Here is an 18,511-nt window from a genome sequence, read left to right as displayed (position 1 = left end):
TAAATATCCCGGTTGGGATACTTTTTCTACCTCTGGAATAGTTAAAACCATACAAAGAATTACATTTGGTTTAACAACCCTTCATTTTTGGTCTATTTCCAGTAAAACACGATAAAAACGCATGGCACTCAGCACAATAGTTTTAGTAAATCAAATCTCTAACCTTAGCGATGCCCGCTATTGCGCTGGTATGGGCGTTGAAATGCTGGGTTTCTCTGTAGAAGAAAACACTCCCGCGTATACCTCTCCAGAGGCCTTTAAAGAAATATCTGGCTGGGTGGCCGGCGTAAAGCTGGTAGGAGAAATTGACGAAATGCCGGTAGAAGACATTCAGCCGCTGTTGCAGAAGTATCCTTTGGATATGCTGCAACTAAACACCGTCTTCCTTATTGAGGAACTGGAGCAGATCCCATTACCGGTGATCCTAAGAGTCTTGATAGACAAGGACACTGACGAGCAGAACCTATTGCAGTTTCTAGAGCTGTATCAACCCCATGTGGAATACTTCTTGATTGACTCTACGGAGCTTACCTCTATTGACTCTGCTACCCATGGCTTATTGAGCGACCTCTCAGCAAAATACTCTGTCCTAATTGGATTCGGTCTTACTAAAGAAAACACCAAAGAAGCTATAGAGAAAATACACCCCGCAGGCATTGCCTTGAAAGGCGGACAAGAAATCAGACCTGGCTTTAAGGACTTTGACGAATTAGAGGAGATTTTTGAGCAGCTAGAAGACTAGGCTATTGTGCTAATGGATTAATGTCCTGATGTGCTATTTTGATTTGAAAATTTGAAGATGTGCAAATTTGAAAATTATCAGAATACACAGTCCTAGTAGAATATCATACCATATTAATGTATAGAAAAAAAGCGCTGACCAAAGTCAGCGCTTTTTTATTTTTGGCCTATTTTCTACAAAACAAGCTAAAAACGATTTGAGAAGGTTGAATTTTCAAATTTGCACATCTTCAAATTTTCAAATTCAATTAACACATTAAGAAACCGTGTATTGCAGGTACTTGATGGGTACGCCTAAGTCCAGGTATTTTTTCTCAAAAGTGGTATAGATCCCCATGGTGTGCTCCTGCAAATCTGATTGATATAAATCAAAGGTGTGCAACAAGTTAGAGGCATTGCGTTCTTGTAACACTTCTAAAGAATATTCAAACAATAAATCGCTGTCTGTCTTTAAGTGCAGCTTGCCTCCGGGCTTTAGAATGCGCTCGTACATGGCCAGAAACCTTGGTGAAGTAAGACGGCGTTTGATGTCGCGCTTGCGGGGCTGGGGATCTGGGAAGGTAATCCAAATCTCATCCACTTCCTGCTCCCCGAAGTGCTGATCCAGGTTTTCCAGGAATATCCGCAGGAAGCCAACGTTATACAAGCCAGCCTCTATGGCCAAGGAACTCCCCTTCCAGATGCGGTTTCCCTTGATGTCTATGCCAAGGTAGTTTTTCTCTGGGTACCGTTGGGCCATGCCCACGGTATACTCTCCTTTGCCACAGCCCACCTCTAAGATAAGCGGTTGGTCTTTTAAGAAGAAGTCGCTGTTCCAGCGGCCTTTCAGTTTTTCAAAATTCTCTTTGCCGGGCTCCACCACATTGGCGCGGGTGGCGTTGACGGCAAATTTCTCTAGTTTTCCTCTACCCATGAATTATAGTTCGGCTATTTCTGCCACTACAAAGGTACTACCGCCAATGAATATTACCTCATCTGGCAAGGCATGCGCTTTGGCGGCCAAGATGGCATCTTCTACCGTAGGATAGGTGTTCCCTTTTAAGCCCGCAAACTGCGCTTCTTCCCAGAGTTCCTGCACCGGCAAGGCCCTTGGTATCTGCGCCTGACAGAAATAATACTTATAAGAAACCGGTAACAGCCTGAGAATGCTGGAGACGTCTTTGTCATTCACTGCTCCAAACACAAAATGAACAGGTTTTCTAAGTGCCCACAATTGTTCTACCACCTGCCGGATGCCGTCAATGTTATGCCCGGTATCACAGATAGTCAATGGCTCCTGACCAAGGATTTGCCACCGTCCTTTTAATCCGGTAAGCGTTTGCAGGTGCTTTAACCCTTCCCTTATTTGGTCCTGGTTAATATTAAAGCCTTTGGTTTGTAAGATCTCTATCGTCTTTAAGACACCTGGCAGGTTCTGCTGCTGGTATTTGCCTAGCAAGGCCAATTCCAAGTCCTTTAGGAGCAAGTTATTGCCTTGATAGACATCATACACAGCCAAGTGCTCTTGCTGCCCCTTCGGTTCTGCGCGATATTCTTGATCTGCAAAAAATAATGGGCTTCCCGTTTTTTGGCTCTTTTCCAGGAATTGGGCTAAAACTGACTCTTGGGTTAAACTCAATACTGCCGGAACTCCTGGCTTAATAATGCCCGCCTTTTCACTGGCTATTTCCTGCAGGGTGTTTCCCAGCAGGCTTTGGTGATCCAGGCCAATGTTGGTAATAAGCGAAACCAGCGGCGTGATGATGTTGGTAGAATCCAGCCTTCCGCCCAAACCCACTTCAATAATGGCAATGTCAACCTGTTCTTCTTTAAAGTGCTCAAAGGCCAAGGCCACCGTCATCTCAAAGAAAGAAGGTTTTACCTGCTCAAACAATCCTTGGTGCTGCTCGGTGAAACGGGTCACCTTATCCGTTGAGATCATCTCCCCGTTCACCCGTATGCGTTCCGTGAAGTCTTTAAGGTGCGGAGACGTATAGAGGCCGGTTTTGTAACCGGCTGCCTGCAAGATGGCCGCCAGCATGGAAGAAGAACTTCCCTTACCATTGGTACCCGCCACGTGCACCGTTTTAAAGTGTCCCTGCGGATTGTCAAGGGCTTGGGTGAGCGCGATAATGTTATCCAGGCTCTTCTTAAAAGCAGAATTGCCGATGCGGTGAAACATCGGCAACTGCTGGTATAGGTATTCTAAGGCTTGCTCGTAGGTCACGAAGATAGGCTTATGATGATTTAATTTGCTCTAATAATGAAGGTGATGAGGCCAGAGGCCCCAGTGTTGCTGTCGTTGCCTTTTATGCGGCTAAAAGAAGTCTTACGCACTTCGTTGCGGTACCAATTCACCACTTGCGGGCTTACGTTGCTTTCTACCACGTCCAGGCCTGTAATCTCGCCGTCTTTGTCAATGCGTACTCTAAAGACCACCTTGCCGCTCTCATTGTCATACGGGTCGGTGCGGGGTTCAATGTCAAAACGCCAGCCCGGCATGTTCAAAGGACCGCCTCCGCTACCGCCTGCACCGGTTTTCTTGCCAGGGTATTGCCCTTCCGGACGGCCTTTGTCACCTACCGTGCCTTCATCACCGTTGTTATTGCCGGTGGGATTGTTGCTGGTGCCGGCTGTACCGTTACCGGTTCCTGTTTTGGCCTTACCTGGAAATAACGCTCTGTTATCTACCTTTTTAGGCTCTTCCTTGACAGGTTCAGGTTTAGGTTCTACCTTCTCCTCTTTCACGCTCACGGGAGCATCAGCCGTGGTGGTGGCTACCTTTTCTACTGGTGCAGCGGCCGTCTTGGGTTGTGCTTGTGGCGTTGGAACAGCTTTGGGTGCCTCAGCGGCCGGAGCACTGTCTTCTGGGTTGGTAGACTCATTGGGTGAAGCCTTGCTCTGGGTGTCGCCACTACCCGTCTCAGTAGTTCCAAAAGAAATTTCAATGCCCCCAAGTTGGTCTAAAGGCGGATCTGGTGCCTGCCAAGCCATGATATAAAACAGCAACAGCAAGAGGATCAAGTGCACAGCTGCACTCACGCCCATTGCTATCTTTCTGTTCTTTTCTTCTTCCTGGGTGACAACCATGATACTTTATTCAGAGGGAAGTGAGGCAATAGATACCTTAGCCTTCAAATTATTTGCAATGCCGGCCACTTTCACAAAATGCTCTACCGGAACGGATTTGTCTACATGTAAAACAACAACCCCCTCTCCCTGTTCGGTTCCCGCCAATGCCTCTTCTAACTGGGCAGGCAAGGCTTCTAGGGTGGTAGTTTGTTCATTGATAGAATACTGCAGATCTTTTGTAATGGTCACGCTTATCTTTTGCATGACAATTTCAGAGGCTTTGCTGGTAGGTAGGTTAACCGGCAAGCCAGAAGGCGTCACAAAATTGGAAGTCAACATAAAGAAGATCAACAGCAGAAAGATAATGTCCGTCATAGAGGACATGTTAAACTCTGGGTTGACTCTATTCTTGGAACGTAAATTCATTATGCTTGGGGCTCTTGTAAGAGGTCAATAAACTCAATAGAGCTGTACTCCATGTCATGGATGATGCTGTCAATCTTTGACACCAGGTAATTGTACGCCACATACGCAGGCAGACCAATGATCAACCCGGCGGCAGTGGTCACCATAGCTTGATAGATACCGCTAGACAACAACTTAGGGCTAATGGACCCTTCTGCCTGGGCAATGGCGATAAAGGCGGCAATCATACCCGTTACGGTACCCAAGAAGCCCAACATGGGGGCCGCTCCTGCTACCGTAGCCAAACCAGAAAGGTTTTTCTCTAAGCGGGCAATCTCAATCTTACCAACGTTTTCAATAGAAGCTTCAATGCTTTTTAAAGGCTGTCCAATTCTAGAGATTCCTTTCTCCAGCATGCGGGCAATGGGCGTGTTGGTTTGAGCGCATAGCATACGGGCCCCTTGTATGTCGCCGGCTATTACTAAGCTTTTTAGCCGCCCAATAAAATCAGCGGGATTGCGCGAGGCCTTTTTTATGGTGAGGAAACGCTCCACAAAAATATAAATGGCCACCAAAGACAAAGCCGCCAGTGGGAACATTGCCCAGCCGCCGGCCATGGTTAAGTCTAATAAGGATACTGATTCTTGGGTAGCAACAGCCGCCGCATTGGCAGTGGTATCCGCAACCGCGGTGGTGGCTGGCGTGGTGATTTGAAGGAATAGGACGTTCATGTTAATAGTTAAGTACCCAAAGTTCTTGACTTACGTCTTTGCGTAAGGTTGGTAAGGCGGCCTGTGCCTCTGCCTCGGTGGCAAAGTCTGCTACAGACACACGGTGCCATCTGCTTTCTCTTGAGGGAAGAATTGTTTTGGCATTGAATCCCTTCTTACTGAGACTCTTTTGATTCATGCGGGCAAACTCATTCTCTGCGAAGGCCCCCATGATGACATAGAAACGGTCTGTCTTGCCTTTAATTGTGGTAGTGTTAGCAACTTTCGTTTCAGCCTTGGCTTCAACTTTCGGGGCAGCCACTAAAGATTTTTCCGGAACAACAGGCGACACTTTCTTCACTTCTTCCTTCACCTCAGGCACTATAACAACTTCTGGTTTAGACACTTCCGTTTTTGGGCTATTTTCCGGATTCTGGGCTAAAACAGGCTCTTCTGTGGCACCTGTGAAACCATCTTCACCCACCATTGCAGAATCAGCTTCAGTTTGCGCCGCCAACAAAGATTGCTCATAGGCATCCATGGCTGAAGATTTCTCTTCAACCACTACTTCTTTGGGAGCCACAACTGCTACTTCCTTAGAAGCCGAGATCATGTCAAAGGGATTCAATGAGCTAAGCGCAACGTCATTCTGCAGAGAATAGAAATACACCCCAGAAATGGCAATGCCGCCAATTACCAGACCCGCGCCTACGTTTAATAGTTTGCGCAAGCGGCTGCCCAGCTTTAAACCTGCTTCTGCCTTGGCCGGATGGTCTTGGAATTTGCCACGCAATAACAAGGTGTCTTTGCCCAGGATAGGTTTTGATACCAGCTCAGGCAAACCGAAGCTGTGCTCTAGAAAATTCTCCTGGTCCAGGCTTTCAAACACCAGCTTGCGCTCAGCGTTGTACCTAAACATGCCTACCTCGCTCAACTCAAACTGATGTTTGGTTTGAAGTTGCTCCTTCAAGTCCCGCACAAACTCATTCACCGTTTGCTGTGCTTTTGCCATAGGCCACTGCTGTTGGTGTGCCAGCGTGGTGATCAACAAGCCGTCGTTTACCTTTAACTGTTCATTAAAGGCAATGCGCTTAGAGGGCGGTGAAAACGTGTGTTTTACCGGATGGATTTTAGCCGATGTATAATGCGTAATCAAGCCCCCAAACTCTGGGATGATGACGCAGTCATACGTGTACAACAAAGATTTTATGTGCCGCTGAATCATATTCTCTTAAAATGAATAGGTGACGCCACCTATCACAGAAATTCCCTGGGTTCTGTAGTTCACAAACCGCTCATACTCGTTGCTCAACAGGTTATTGCCCATTATGAAGGCAGAAAATCTTGGTGAGAAACGGTAGTCGGCTTTGATGTTCAGGTCCATGATGGAGTCTGTCTCACGCAAAGCCATGGAGCCGTCTGGACGCGCAATTTGCCCAAAGGAACTGCTAATATAATAAAGTTCGGTGTTGAAGAGAATCTTATCAGAAAGATTATACGAACCAAACGCCGTCAAAATGGTGCTTGGTCTGTGGAAGGCCTCTGCCAGTGAGGCAGTTGTGTACTGGTTATTTTCTGCCTTCAACCCCACTCTAAATTTCTCTGATTGGTTGTAAGAAAGCTCTCCGTAAATATTGAACACCTGCGTCACGCCGTCATCATACACCACGTCAAACCTTGAAGAGTCCTTAGCAGCGTTGTTGAAGAAATACAGGTTTCTAAAGCTTTGGTGGGCCAGCTTACCCGTGAACTGTACGTTCTTGCCCAAGTTACCCGTCACCCCAGCGTATAGTTCAAGGCCTTTGCTGACGTCTGCCACCTGCACATTATGGTTCAGCCAGGGGTTTTCCTTGCTCAGGCTATACAAGGTGGTGCGTTGCAAGTCTCCACCGGCACCGGCAAATAAAACCAACTTGTTTTCAATGGCCTGGTAGTTTACCTCAACCGCTGGATAGATGTTAAACTGGCGCGCATCATTGATGGTATCACCGGTATAGGCAATGGTAGCCCCCAAAACAAACCCAAGCTTGTCTACCTGCTTGGTGTAGGCTGGACGAACTTTAAAGAACCCGCGGCCCATGGAGATAGAGTCTTTCAGGTTGGTGTACCCGGCTTCTAGTTTTACATCAATTTTGGAATCCTTGCCCAGTTCATAGTTAAGACCTCCAATCCCATATACATTGGTCTCTTTTGCTGAGAAGTTGTCTGCCGTATAGGTTAACCCTACTTTACCATTGAACTGCAGAGGCGCGTTTAAGTCGGTTAGGTTATTCAAGTGACCCTCTACCAAGAAGCGGTTATATACTTGTTTTACAGAGTCTCTATCTACTTCCACAAAGCGGTCAAAGCCGTAGAAATTATTCTGGTCACGGTCATATTTCACGCGTCCGCCCAAGGTAACCGGGCCGCTGTACATCTCGCCGTGGGCCTGAACAAAACTACTGGCCACGTTTGAGTTTTGGATGGGACCATCTCCTGAAGAAACGTGCCCTACCTCTGCGCCATAAGAGGCATTGTTGTCGCGCTTATTATGGAAGTAGCCGCGCAGATAGACCGTGCCAATGTTGCCAATCCCGCCTTTCACATAGTTGCCATACAACTTAGTCAAGTCTTCCTGACGGATGGTCAAGACCCGCATGGGAAGGTTGATGAAATGCTCGGGCAGGCGGTATTCATTGAACCGGTACGTCACCTGACGGTCTTGCAACTTAGGCGGCGCTATTCTGAATTTCTCAAAGTTGCGGTTGGCCTCGGGCAATTCCAGGGTGCGGTTCTTCTCTACTACAATTTCTGCATTCTCCAGTTTCCCGCCTTCGCCCCAGCCCGTCTGGGCCTGAGAGGTGGCTGGAGCCAATCCGAATAAAAACAGGGCCGAAATGCCTGCTAACGCTGTGGTATATCTCATTGCTCTGATTCGTTTGAAGATGGGGTGTTCACCTTGTTTTCCAGCTCGGCCAGTTTCACCTTGGCGGCTGCTACAATCTCTTTGTCTGGTGAATTCTCAATGATGGAGTTCAAGGTAGCCTTGGCCTGGAAGACTTCGTTCTGGGCTACGTACACATCGGCAATCAGCAAGAAGGATTTGCCTAGCAGGTTCTCATAATCCCCGAAGGTCTTGCTAAACGCGAAGGCCTGGTCTAAAGCCTCTTTGTATTTCTGCTGTTTGAAATAGATTTCTGAGAGCAGGTAATGCGCTTCGGCGCCGTTTACGTCCGTAGCAGACGTGGCCGCGGTGCTGAACTCCTTAATGGCCTGGTCTAGACGTCCCTGCGCATAATTGGCTTTCCCTCTGAATAACAAGGCTGAGTTATAGGCGTCCAAGGTAGCATTGCCGCGGGCTATCAACTCGTCTGCAATGAGAATGGTGTTGTTGAAGTCATTGGTGAAGTAGAAGCTCTGCATCAATCCTTTTAAGGCGTTGGCCTGCTCCTTCTTGTTCACCGCCAGGTCTCTCAGTCTTGAATAGAAGCTAGCCGCCTCAGCATAGTTTCCGGCCTCAAACTCCATGTCTGCCACGCGTTGCACGGCTTTGGTCAGGTACTCAGATTTTCCTTCCAGGGCTACCTCTTTCAAGCTACGCAAGGCATTGGCCTTGTCTCCGTTTCTATAGTAAGAATCACCCAGAAAATAACGGGCATTGGCCACAGAGGAACTAGCCGGATAAGCTTTCAAGAAAGCTTCAAACTTTGGAATAGCCAGCTTGTATTTCTCATTAAAGTAAAGCGATTTGGCGGCTTCAAACTCAACGCTTTCTAGAGCATCGCTTTCTGGATTGGCTGCCTTGAATTTGGTCAGATAGGTATCCAGTTGCTCGGTTTGGTTGCTTTCACCTAAGGCCTCTTGCAAGCTGTAAATGGCGTTGTTGGCAATAGGGTGCGTTGGGTACTGGTCTATCACGCGTTTGAAGTCAGCAATGGCCTCTGGCATTTTGCGCAGGTTCATGTTGGCCACGCCTCTTTTCTGTAAAGCATGCGGCACCAGAGAACTGCCGGGTCTGTTGTCTATGAGGTCACTGAAACTGGCAATGGCTGGCGCATAGTTGGAGTTCTCAAAATCAATAATCCCTTTCTGGTACACGGCGTCATCAGCGTAGCGTGATTTTGGATAAGATCTGATAACCGTCTGCAAACTCTTAATGGCGTCATCGCGGCGATTAGTCAGGCTGTAGACCACGCCTTTCTGGAACAGCGCGTAATCAGCGTCTGGGGTTTTGGCCGCCAAAGCCTTATCATACCACTCCAGCGCGTTGCCATAATCCTTGGTCACGTAGTAGCAGTCTGCCAGACGCAACATGGCGTCCGCGTAGTTTGGGTTGCCCGCTTTTACTGAGTTGTCATTGAGGTAGGCCTTAAAGTGCGTCAAGGCCTTCTCATATTCCTTGTTGTTGTAGTACGCGTAGCCAATGCCGTAACGTGACTTTACATAAAACTCGGTACGGCCAGAATTTGGCGTCTGGAAAACGGCCCCATAGCTGTTGATGGCCTGCGGCCAGCGCTGCCCAATGGAGAAAGCCTCGCCCTTCAGGAAGTTACTGCCCGCCTGAATCTCCTTGTCATACGGAAAGCCCAGAGACTTGTCCAATAATGCCACCGCCTGCTGGAACAACTGGTCGTTGTACAGCTTTACTGCTTGGTAATAGGTTACCCGTTGGTAGGTTTCATTGATGCGGTGACTGCGTTTGGGTAGGCTTTCAATGTGCTGAATGGCTTCTGAGTAATTGCTGGAATTCAGATAGGCCTCGCTTAATAAGTCATCTGCCTCGTCGCCAGATTTAGAATTAGGGAAGTCTTTGTTGAAAGATGCCAAGGAATTGATCACCTCAGAAAAATTGCCTAGTTCATAGTTCAGCTGTGCGTATTTTACCGTAGCGCCTTCCTTTACATTCTTATCAATATTGAGTTTGCGGGCCTGGTCAAAGGCGCCTAACGCAAATTGCTTGTTGTTATCCTTTAGGTAGCTTAACCCTAGATGGTAAGAAGCATTCTGCCCCAAAGAGTCAGACTGGAACGCCACCGGTTTTAAATTCTGGATGGCGCCTTTAAAGTTGCCATTTTTGTAATCCGCGAAGCCAATCTTATACTGGACCGTCTTGTCAAGGTTTTTCTTTCCTTCGGCGTAGCCTTTAAAGTACTGGGCCGCGGTTTTAAAATCATTGCGCTGGAAATAGGCATCGCCCACTAGCAGAGAAATCTCGTCTGGGTTCTGCACCTTTGGCGTCATCTTCAGGGATTTCTCACCGTAAGAAATCACTTCGCCAAAATTGCCTTCTTTGTACAACACCTCTGTGAGCATGTACGGCACAATGGTTCTGTAATCCTCGCTCTGTTCAGCTACTTTTAAATCTAGTTTGGCGCCAATATAGTCTCCATTGCGATAGGCCAGGTAACCAGCATAGTAACTGGACGCGAAGGAATAGGCATGCGTGCCTTTCTTGTTTCTATCAAACAAGGTCTTGGCCTTGTCAAAATTCTTCTTGGCAAAATAGGAATACCCCAGCTTGAACTCAGCCTCTTTCAATTGCGCGTCATCCAGCCTGTCGGCGGGTGCCTTCTCCAAATACTGGATGGCCTTGTCATAACTCTTTTTATCAAAGAAGGACGTTCCCAGCTCAAAAAACGCCGAGGCGGCCTTTGGGTGGGCAGGATAGCGCGAGGCAAACTGCAGAACTAGTTGCTCAGCGTCTGGGTGGAACAGGTGCAGGCCGCTAACCGCGTAATAGTACTGGGCGTCTGCGGTTCTGGTAGGATCATTGATGAGCCGTATGTATTCTGCGAACGCCTGTTGGGCGGCACCAAACTTTTCCCGGTCATACAGTTCCAGACCTTCCTGGTAAAAGCGCTCTTCAGAACGGAATGTCTGGGGTTGCTGTGCCTGAGCGGCATGAGCGCCTCCCAGCAAGGCCGTGGCCAAAGCTAACTTGTGGGGTAGTTTCATAGTGTGGTGTATTAGAAAATGGCCGCCCGGCAGAAAATTCTCTGCGGCGCCAAAGCCTTTCCTTCAAAAATAGGAAATTATTGCTTGGAACAGACCCAAAGCTCAGCCTTTTCCTTGATGTTTCTACAACGACGGTTTTCTGTTTTTAGCATTTGCCGCAGGCACTTTAACATATCGTTTTTGGCATGTTTTCTGGAAAAGAGGCCAAAAACGGATTTACTTGATGACAGGCACCGGGTGAATGATTTTGAAAACCAGCTCTTTTAAAATGGCATCATCTGGCAGGCTGCCGCCTTCTACGCCCTTGCTCTGCAAGTCTGCCTTTCTTAAAAAGCTGATGATCTGCAATACTCTTCTGTAGGGGTAATTTCTAAGGGCCAGCATATATTCCTTGGCCAAAAAGCCGCGGTTACCTAAGCTCTTGGCCACCGTCTGCTCGTTCACCTGCGGCAGCATGTGCAAGGTTAATAACTTGGAGAAGAATGAAAACAACAGCACCAGGTTAGGAATCAAGGGATTGTCCTTAGGGTTGGATGCGAAGTAATTTAAGATGCGGTTGGCCTTGAGTACGTCCTGCTTGATGATGGCCGTCTGCAACTCAAAAATGTTGAACTCCTTACTAATGCCAATGTTCTCCTGTACCACGCCATCATCAATGGTCTGGCCGGGCTTCAGGTTGATGGTGAGCTTCTCAATCTCATTTGTGAGCCTGGATAAGTCAGCGCCAATGTACTCTGCCAACATCATGACCGCCTGCGGCGTGGCCTGCAGGTTCTTGGACTTGAGATAACTGGTAATCCAGCCCGGCACCTGGTTATCATACAGCTTTTTAGTAGTAAGCAGAACGGCCTGTTTGCTTAATACTTTGCTTAAGCGCTTACGACCGTCCAGCACTTTGTGCTTGTGACAGAACACCAAGATGGTAGATGGCAATGGGTTGGCCAGGTAGGCGTCCAGTTGTTTGGCCGCCGGGTCTTTCTCAGGATCAGCTTCCAGGTTTTGCAGGTTCTGTGCTTCTTTGACAATCACAACCTGCCGGTCAGACATCATGGGAAACCGCTTGGCCTGCAACAACACGTTGGAGATGTCTGTGTCTTTGCCATACATCACCACTTGGTTGAAGCCTTTCTCCATCTCATTCAAGGCATGTTGCTCTATGTAGTCAGAGATGAGGTCAATGTAGTACGGTTCTTCGCCCTGCAGAAAATACACAGGTGCAAATTCGCGGTTCTTGAGTTGTTTAAGGATATCGTCAGCGGTCAGCGCCATGGATGCAAGGTACAGGATTGGTCAAACAAGAACCCAAAGTTACGCATGCCCGCAAACCAAACCACTATGCCAGCAGACAAAATACGCTATGATCGTTTTTGGCCTGTTTTCTGGAAAACAGGCCAAAAACGACATGTGTCAAAAAGGGTTTATACTATTTCAAGGGTAGGGCAGTTATGAATACATAGCGTAAATACTATTTAAAGCGCCTCTCCTATGTATACCATTCAAGACTTGGATATTGAAGAAAAGATTGTACCACTTTTCGATTACACTATAACTGAAAAAGGTCATCAGACACTTAAAAAGTTATTCTCTGTAATCCCTAATACCCTTGAAGAGGTTTTGCAACGGCAGGAAATTTTTAAAGCCTTGCATACGCACTGGGATGTTCTGGAGGATTTTAACTTTAAGGTAATAGATTGTAGAGAGGCATATGAATACTGTTCTAACCTTCACCACCAAGACCTACAGAAAAGTCCCAATCTATTAGTTCATATACTTACATATAAAACCAAGCAAATAGAAATAGCAAGTAAACGATCCAAATTGATTCAATTACTCCTCCTCTTTGAACATTTAACCACTAAGTATTTTTCACGATTAATCACTTCTAAACTTCCAATAGAGCTACAGCAAGGTGTAAACCTTTTTAAATCCTTGTATGAGAAATCTGCCATGGCCACTTTCTTGCTTCTACTAAGGCAGGACAAATTCAGCAACAAGCATGTTCTGCTCTTGGAGAAGCGCCTACACCAATATGGCCAAGGAGACCTTAACCAGGCCTGGGAATTCCTATTCCTATTTGAAGCCTATTTCTCTATGGCGAAAGGCATGAAGAAGTTAGACCTGGTCTTTCCTATCTTTGATTCAGAGCATTTTAAGTTGGAGGACTTTTACCATCCTTTCTTAAAAGAACCTGTCAAAAATTCTGTTACTCTAACAGGTTTGGACAATGTCATGCTGTTGACCGGACCCAATATGTCTGGTAAGTCTACCTTCTTCAAAAGCATAGCACTTTGCGTGTACCTTGCCCACATAGGCGCTGCCGTGCCTGCCACATATTGTTCACTTCCTTATTTCTCTTGCATAACCATTTCAATCCATGCTAAAGATGATTTGACCAACGGTTACAGTCACTTTATGCATGAGTTGAGAACAGTAAAAGAGGTAATCCTCAAGTCCAAAGAGAGTCCCACTTTTGCAGTATTTGACGAGCTGTTCAAAGGCACCAACCCAGAAGACGCAAAAGACCTTCTTCTGAATACGATATCAGGATTAACCCAGTTTAAAGGTTCTTTCTTTCTGGTTTCCTCACACGTAATCAACCACCTTGACCTGGGTGGCCCAGCTAAAGGAGGAGTGCAACCTTTCTTCTTAGATTGCCAAGTCCAGGAAGAAATCCCAACCTTTAGCTACCAACTAAGGCCAGGCTCTTCGCAACTAAAAATTGGCAGAATACTTTTTGACCAGCTTGGCTTGAATGATTTGCTTCAGGAAAACGGCACCAATTTAAACCGCTTATAAAACTTAACTACCAAGATATTTTTCGTTTTCGGGCTGATTTCTGGAAAACAGGCAAAAAACGACAAGCATCCCTCCTGCCTGTACTTGCTTCTGTCAAATTAAAAGATGTAACGTATCTTTGACCAGGTTAAAAATGAGCTACATGAATTTGATTGAAGAACTGCGCTGGCGCGGGATGTTACAGGACACCATGCCAGGCACAGAAGAGCAACTCCAGAAAGAGATGACCACGGCCTATATAGGCTTTGATCCTACGGCCTCTTCCCTGCACATAGGCAACCTGGCCACCATTATGCTGTTGGTGCACCTGCAGCGTGCCGGCCACAAGCCTGTCGCGTTGGTAGGCGGTGCCACGGGCATGATTGGGGACCCGTCTGGAAAGTCAGCTGAGCGCAATCTCCTGTCTGAGGAGGTGCTGCGCGACAACCAGAATGGCATCAAGAAGCAGCTGGAGAAGTTCCTGAACTTCGGGGATGTGCCCAACGCTGCCGAGATGGTCAACAACTACGACTGGTTTAAAGATTTTTCCTTCCTGGATTTCCTGCGTAATGTGGGCAAGCACCTCACAGTGAACTACATGATGAAGAAAGACTCTGTTAAGAAGCGCATCACCGCCCAAGAAGGCGAAGACGGCGCCGAAGGTCTTTCTTTCACCGAGTTCTCTTACCAGCTCTTGCAAGGCTATGACTACATGCACCTGTACAAGCACAAGAACGTGCGCCTACAGATGGGTGGCTCTGACCAGTGGGGGAACATCACCTCGGGCACAGAACTGATCCGTCGCATGGAAGGCGGCAAAGCCTACGCCCTTACTACGCCTTTGGTGACAAAGGCAGACGGCAGCAAGTTTGGTAAGTCTGAGAGTGGCAACGTGTGGCTAGACCCCAACATGACCAGCCCATACAAGTTCTACCAATTCTGGCTGAATGTGGGTGACGACGAGGCTGAGAACCTGATTAAGCGCTTTACCTTGCTAACCCAGGAAGAGATTGCCGCGCTGGTGGAAGAGCACGCACAAGCACCGCACCTACGCGTCTTGCAAAAGGCATTGGCCAAGGAAGTGACCACCACGGTGCACTCACTTGAAGACTATGAACAAGCCGTTGAAGCCTCCCAGATCCTATTTGGGAAAGGAGATTTGGAGACCCTGCGCAGTTTGCCAGAGTCTACCCTGATGGCCGTTTTTGAGGGTGTACCGCAGATAGAAATTTCTAAAGAAAATTTAGCCAACGGCGCCCAGGCGGTGGATTTCTTGTCTGAAATGACCCAAAACCAGATTTTCGAGTCTAAGGGTGAGGCCAAGAAAATGATCCAGAACGGCGGCGTGAGCATTAACCGCCAGAAGGTGGCCAAACCAGACGAAAACATCACCTCAGACCTGTTACAGGGCAAATACCTGGTGGTGCAAAAGGGTAAAAAGAACTACTATTTAGTGAAAGCACTATAGATACAAGCCGTATGGCTGAAGCATAAAAAAAGGCAGGTTTTTACACCTGCCTTTTTTTATAACTTATTGCTGGTTAGCAACTTATTTCTTGTCAGCGCCTTCAGCGTTCTTCATGTCCTGAACCTCCTTACGGATGTCCTGAGCCATGTTTTTCAAATCCTGCATACCTTTTCTTACGCGCGTACCAGCAGCAGAATTCTTTTTGTCATAGAACTTCTCAAAGTCACCTTCTAGAGACAGAACTAGGTCCTTAATTTTAGAAAAATTGTTCATTAGAGCTTGTTTTTAAGGTTTAACAATTCGTTTTATGGCTCTAATATAGGAATTATAAAATAAGGTGCAAAAAAATTACTGAGGGCACTTTTTCAGAAAAGAACCGCTTTTCTAGGCCGTAACCGAAGTTTTAGAGTAAAGACCCTTGTCTAGTTTAGAAGCGATGGCCTCAAACGCAGCGATGGTCTCCGCTACGTCCTCCAGAGTGTGCGCAGCCGTAGGAATCAAGCGTAACATGATCACGTCCTTAGGTACCACTGGGTACACCACAATAGAACAGAAGATGTTGTAGTTCTCACGCAGGTCCAACGTCAAGGCGGTAGCGTCCGGAATCTGACCGTTCAACAACACAGGCGTTACAGGTGAGGTAGTGGTGCCAATATTGAACCCTTTCTCACGCAGACCAGATTGCAACGCCTTTACAATGGTCCAAAGGTTTTCTTTTAACTCAGGCTTAGAACGCAATAACTCTAAACGCTTCAAGGCACCCACCACCAGTGTCATAGGCAATGACTTGGCATAGGTCTGAGAGCGCATGTTGTAGCGCAGATAGGTAATCACATCTTCATTACTGGCTACAAACGCGCCAATGCTGGCCATAGACTTGGCAAAGGTAGAGAAGTAGATGTCAATGCCGTCCTGCACGCCCAGGTGCTCTCCAGTGCCGGCACCGGTCTCACCCATGGTACCAAACCCGTGGGCATCATCAATGAACAATCTAAAACTGTATTTCTCTTTAAGGGCTACAATGCCTTTGAGGTCACCTAGGTTGCCGCTCATGCCAAACACACCCTCAGAAATCACGAGGATTGCCCCACCTGACTCATTCGTTAAGCGAGTGGCACGTTGTAATTGCTTCTCTAAGCTTTCCATATCATTGTGCTGGTACACAAAACGCTTGCCTTGGTGCAGACGCACACCGTCAATGATACAGGCGTGTGACTCGGCGTCATACACAATCACGTCATGGCGGTCTACTAAGGCATCAATGATTGACACTACTCCTTGGTACCCAAAGTTCAGCAAGAAAGCATCTTCCTTCTGCACAAACTCGGCTAGCTCGCTTTCTAAGCGCTCGTGGTTATTTGAGTTACCAGACATGATGCGGGCGCCCATGGGTAAGGCCATTCCAAACTCAGCGGCGGCGTCAGCGTCTGCCTTGCGCACTTCTGGGTGGTTGGCTAAGCCCAAATAGTTATTCAAGCTCCAGGTCAACACCTGTTTGCCCCTAAAGGTCATGCGGGGAGCAATCTCTCCTTCTAATTTAGGGAACGTGAAATAACCATGAGCGTAGTGAGAATGGCTGCCAAGCGGTCCGCGGTTGGCTAATAACTTTTCAAATAAATCCACTTTAGATAAAATTAAGGCGGTTGAAGATCACCAAGACGAAATCCGTCCTGTAATTGTCAAGGCACAGTTTAGCGCATAAAGACCTGCAAATTTACATTGATTGTGGTCAAATGCAAAGCAGGCTTTTGCAAGATGATTTAATCTTATGGCTTTTATCTTACCACAGAAAGGCATTTCTTTGAAGTATCAAACTGAATGGACTTTTGACGATGAAAAAAATAAATAAAATATTAGTGGCCAACCGCGGCGAGATTGCTTTGCGCGTCATGCGCTCTGCCAAGGAAATGGGCATTAAAACCGTTGCCATCTACTCAGAGGCCGATCGCCAGGCCCTACACGTGCGTTTTGCCGACGAGGCCGTTTGCGTAGGTCCTCCCCCTTCCAATCAATCCTATCTGCGCGGGGACGTCATCTTAGAGGTTTGTAAAAATCTGGGCGTAGATGCTATTCACCCCGGCTACGGGTTCCTTTCTGAGAATGCGGGCTTCGCTAAAATGGCCGAGGAAGCGGGGATCATCTTCATTGGACCATCACCCGAAGCCATTGACCTGATGGGCAGTAAGCTGGCCGCCAAGGCCGCCGTGGCCACGTACAACATTCCCATGGTGCCGGGCACCGAAGGGGCCATCACGGACGTGGAAGAAGCCAAGACCATTGCTACCAGCATTGGATTCCCCATTTTGATCAAAGCCAGCGCCGGCGGCGGCGGTAAAGGGATGCGCGTGGTGGAGAACGTAGAGGAGTTTGAACAGCAGATGTCCATGGCAGTAAGTGAGGCAACCTCTGCGTTTGGTGACGGCTCTGTGTTCATTGAGAAATACATCGGCTCGCCGCGTCACATAGAGATACAAGTATTAGGTGACACTCATGGCAACATTGTGCATTTGTTTGAGCGCGAATGCTCCATCCAGCGCCGTCACCAGAAAGTGATTGAAGAAGCTCCTTCTGCCATCTTAACCCCAAAATTGCGTGCCGAGATGGGCCGCTGTGCCGTGAACGTAGCCAAGGCCTGTAACTACAAGGGTGCCGGTACCGTGGAGTTCTTGGTAGATGAGAACCTGAACTTCTACTTCCTGGAGATGAACACCCGTCTGCAGGTGGAACACCCGGTAACCGAACAAATCACAGGACTTGACTTGGTAAAAGAACAAATCAAAGTAGCCCAGGGCGAACCACTTTCTTTCACCCAGGAGGACCTGACCATTACGGGCCACGCCATGGAACTGCGCGTGTACGCCGAGGATCCTACCAACAACTTCTTGCCAGACATTGGAACCTTGACCACCTACAAGCGTCCGCAGGGTTTGGGCGTGCGCGTGGACGACGGTTTTGAGGAAGGCATGGAGATTCCCATCTACTATGACCCCATGATCGCCAAGCTGGTGACCTATGGCAAAGACCGCCAGGAAGCCATTGAGAAGATGATCAGGGCCATTGACGAATACCAGATCACGGGTATTGAAACCACCCTACCGTTCGGTAAGTTTGTGATGGAGCATGAGGCGTTTAGATCAGGTAACTTTGACACCAAGTTCATCAACCGTTACTTCACAGATCCGTCTGTCCTGAAATCGAAATCAAATCCAGAGGAAGAAGAGATTGCCGCCGTCTTGGCCGCTATCTTCTCTGGACAGGCTAAGACAGGGCAAACGGCCACAGCAACTGAAGCTTCTGCTCAAGCTAGTAGCGGCATGTCTGACTGGCGCAAGAATAGATTAAAATAGTCAGGTACTATTACCAACGCAAAGAGCTCCGTTTTTGGCCTGTTTTCTGTAAAACAGGCCAAAAACGGAGCTCTATCTTT

At 47.6% G+C, this 18,511-nt stretch carries 15 protein-coding genes; 4 read left to right on the top strand and 11 right to left on the bottom strand.

The genetic code is table 11. The features are described from left to right. The first annotated feature begins 121 nt into the window (after nucleotides 1-121). Nucleotides 122-742, top strand: a complete 621-nt coding sequence (locus ABD880_RS02835) for a phosphoribosylanthranilate isomerase (RefSeq protein WP_345162135.1) — start codon at nucleotides 122-124, stop codon at nucleotides 740-742. Between the two features lie 255 nt (nucleotides 743-997). Here ABD880_RS02835 and trmB read toward each other — a convergent pair whose 3' ends face one another. From trmB to holA, 9 genes are all read right to left on the bottom strand, one after another. Further along, nucleotides 998-1,654: a tRNA (guanosine(46)-N7)-methyltransferase TrmB gene (trmB, locus tag ABD880_RS02830; RefSeq protein ID WP_345162133.1), complete on the bottom strand. Its 657-nt coding sequence runs from the start codon at nucleotides 1,652-1,654 to the stop codon at nucleotides 998-1,000. Nucleotides 1,655-1,657: 3 nt separating this feature from the next. Next, nucleotides 1,658-2,947 carry a bifunctional folylpolyglutamate synthase/dihydrofolate synthase gene (locus ABD880_RS02825; RefSeq protein ID WP_345162131.1) on the bottom strand — a complete coding sequence of 430 codons (1,290 nt, stop codon included), beginning with the start codon at nucleotides 2,945-2,947 and terminating at the stop codon, nucleotides 1,658-1,660. Between the two features lie 20 nt (nucleotides 2,948-2,967). Continuing rightward, entirely contained in the window at nucleotides 2,968-3,810 is an 843-nt protein-coding gene (locus ABD880_RS02820; protein WP_345162129.1) for a hypothetical protein, read from the bottom strand. Between the two features lie 6 nt (nucleotides 3,811-3,816). Continuing rightward, complete coding sequence (locus ABD880_RS02815; protein WP_345162127.1) at nucleotides 3,817-4,218, bottom strand: ExbD/TolR family protein; 402 nt, start codon at nucleotides 4,216-4,218, stop codon at nucleotides 3,817-3,819. Next, complete coding sequence (locus tag ABD880_RS02810; protein ID WP_345162125.1) at nucleotides 4,218-4,928, bottom strand: MotA/TolQ/ExbB proton channel family protein; 711 nt, start codon at nucleotides 4,926-4,928, stop codon at nucleotides 4,218-4,220. Before ABD880_RS02810 ends, ABD880_RS02815 begins: the two co-directional genes overlap by 1 nt. Before the next feature lies 1 nt (nucleotide 4,929). Further along, the gene (locus tag ABD880_RS02805; protein WP_345162123.1) at nucleotides 4,930-6,132 is read right to left on the bottom strand and encodes an HU domain-containing protein; all 1,203 of its coding nucleotides are present in this window, start codon (nucleotides 6,130-6,132) and stop codon (nucleotides 4,930-4,932) included. Between the two features lie 6 nt (nucleotides 6,133-6,138). Then, nucleotides 6,139-7,812: a TonB-dependent receptor gene (locus tag ABD880_RS02800; protein WP_345162121.1), complete on the bottom strand. Its 1,674-nt coding sequence runs from the start codon at nucleotides 7,810-7,812 to the stop codon at nucleotides 6,139-6,141. Beyond that, the gene (locus tag ABD880_RS02795) at nucleotides 7,809-10,841 is read right to left on the bottom strand and encodes a tetratricopeptide repeat protein (protein ID WP_345162119.1); all 3,033 of its coding nucleotides are present in this window, start codon (nucleotides 10,839-10,841) and stop codon (nucleotides 7,809-7,811) included. Before ABD880_RS02795 ends, ABD880_RS02800 begins: the two co-directional genes overlap by 4 nt. Nucleotides 10,842-11,057: 216 nt before the next feature. Then, nucleotides 11,058-12,110: a DNA polymerase III subunit delta gene (gene holA / locus ABD880_RS02790; RefSeq protein WP_345162117.1), complete on the bottom strand. Its 1,053-nt coding sequence runs from the start codon at nucleotides 12,108-12,110 to the stop codon at nucleotides 11,058-11,060. A 216-nt stretch (nucleotides 12,111-12,326) separates the two neighbouring features. On the opposite strand from holA, the gene ABD880_RS02785 reads away from it, so the two are divergent. Beyond that, nucleotides 12,327-13,637 (top strand): MutS-related protein, encoded by a 1,311-nt coding sequence (locus tag ABD880_RS02785; protein WP_345162115.1) that lies wholly within the window; start codon nucleotides 12,327-12,329, stop codon nucleotides 13,635-13,637. 142 nt (nucleotides 13,638-13,779) lie between these two features. Then, nucleotides 13,780-15,084 (top strand): tyrosine--tRNA ligase, encoded by a 1,305-nt coding sequence (gene tyrS, locus ABD880_RS02780; RefSeq protein ID WP_345164108.1) that lies wholly within the window; start codon nucleotides 13,780-13,782, stop codon nucleotides 15,082-15,084. Nucleotides 15,085-15,165: 81 nt separating this feature from the next. On the opposite strand, the gene ABD880_RS02775 is transcribed toward tyrS, so the two are convergent. Both ABD880_RS02775 and ABD880_RS02770 read right to left on the bottom strand, forming a co-directional pair. Next, nucleotides 15,166-15,357 (bottom strand): histone H1, encoded by a 192-nt coding sequence (locus tag ABD880_RS02775; protein WP_345162113.1) that lies wholly within the window; start codon nucleotides 15,355-15,357, stop codon nucleotides 15,166-15,168. Nucleotides 15,358-15,468: 111 nt separating this feature from the next. Beyond that, nucleotides 15,469-16,707: an aminotransferase class I/II-fold pyridoxal phosphate-dependent enzyme gene (locus ABD880_RS02770; protein ID WP_345162111.1), complete on the bottom strand. Its 1,239-nt coding sequence runs from the start codon at nucleotides 16,705-16,707 to the stop codon at nucleotides 15,469-15,471. Nucleotides 16,708-16,916: 209 nt separating this feature from the next. Between ABD880_RS02770 and accC the strand changes: the two genes are divergently transcribed. Next, the gene (gene accC, locus ABD880_RS02765) at nucleotides 16,917-18,431 is read left to right on the top strand and encodes an acetyl-CoA carboxylase biotin carboxylase subunit (protein WP_345162109.1); all 1,515 of its coding nucleotides are present in this window, start codon (nucleotides 16,917-16,919) and stop codon (nucleotides 18,429-18,431) included. Nucleotides 18,432-18,511: the final 80 nt, after the last annotated feature.

Origin of the sequence: Nibribacter koreensis, from assembly GCF_039541795.1 — a bacterium.
In the GTDB taxonomy this organism is placed as follows: domain Bacteria; phylum Bacteroidota; class Bacteroidia; order Cytophagales; family Hymenobacteraceae; genus Nibribacter; species Nibribacter koreensis.
The sequence above is the reverse complement of the archived record's forward strand: the minus strand, read 5'-3'. Positions and strand labels throughout refer to the sequence as shown.

What these genes read in the sequence shown, in the direction of transcription:
- ABD880_RS02835 (WP_345162135.1), top strand. Translation starts at nt 122, where the DNA reads ATGGCACTCAGCACAATAGTTTTAGTAAATCAAATCTCTAACCTTAGC.
- trmB (WP_345162133.1), bottom strand. Translation starts at nt 1,654, where the DNA reads ATGGGTAGAGGAAAACTAGAGAAATTTGCCGTCAACGCCACCCGCGCC.
- ABD880_RS02820 (WP_345162129.1), bottom strand. Translation starts at nt 3,810, where the DNA reads ATGGTTGTCACCCAGGAAGAAGAAAAGAACAGAAAGATAGCAATGGGC.
- ABD880_RS02815 (WP_345162127.1), bottom strand. Translation starts at nt 4,218, where the DNA reads ATGAATTTACGTTCCAAGAATAGAGTCAACCCAGAGTTTAACATGTCC.
- ABD880_RS02810 (WP_345162125.1), bottom strand. Translation starts at nt 4,928, where the DNA reads ATGAACGTCCTATTCCTTCAAATCACCACGCCAGCCACCACCGCGGTT.
- ABD880_RS02805 (WP_345162123.1), bottom strand. Translation starts at nt 6,132, where the DNA reads ATGATTCAGCGGCACATAAAATCTTTGTTGTACACGTATGACTGCGTC.
- ABD880_RS02800 (WP_345162121.1), bottom strand. Translation starts at nt 7,812, where the DNA reads ATGAGATATACCACAGCGTTAGCAGGCATTTCGGCCCTGTTTTTATTC.
- ABD880_RS02795 (WP_345162119.1), bottom strand. Translation starts at nt 10,841, where the DNA reads ATGAAACTACCCCACAAGTTAGCTTTGGCCACGGCCTTGCTGGGAGGC.
- holA (WP_345162117.1), bottom strand. Translation starts at nt 12,110, where the DNA reads ATGGCGCTGACCGCTGACGATATCCTTAAACAACTCAAGAACCGCGAA.
- ABD880_RS02785 (WP_345162115.1), top strand. Translation starts at nt 12,327, where the DNA reads ATGTATACCATTCAAGACTTGGATATTGAAGAAAAGATTGTACCACTT.
- tyrS (WP_345164108.1), top strand. Translation starts at nt 13,780, where the DNA reads ATGAATTTGATTGAAGAACTGCGCTGGCGCGGGATGTTACAGGACACC.
- ABD880_RS02775 (WP_345162113.1), bottom strand. Translation starts at nt 15,357, where the DNA reads ATGAACAATTTTTCTAAAATTAAGGACCTAGTTCTGTCTCTAGAAGGT.
- accC (WP_345162109.1), top strand. Translation starts at nt 16,917, where the DNA reads ATGAAAAAAATAAATAAAATATTAGTGGCCAACCGCGGCGAGATTGCT.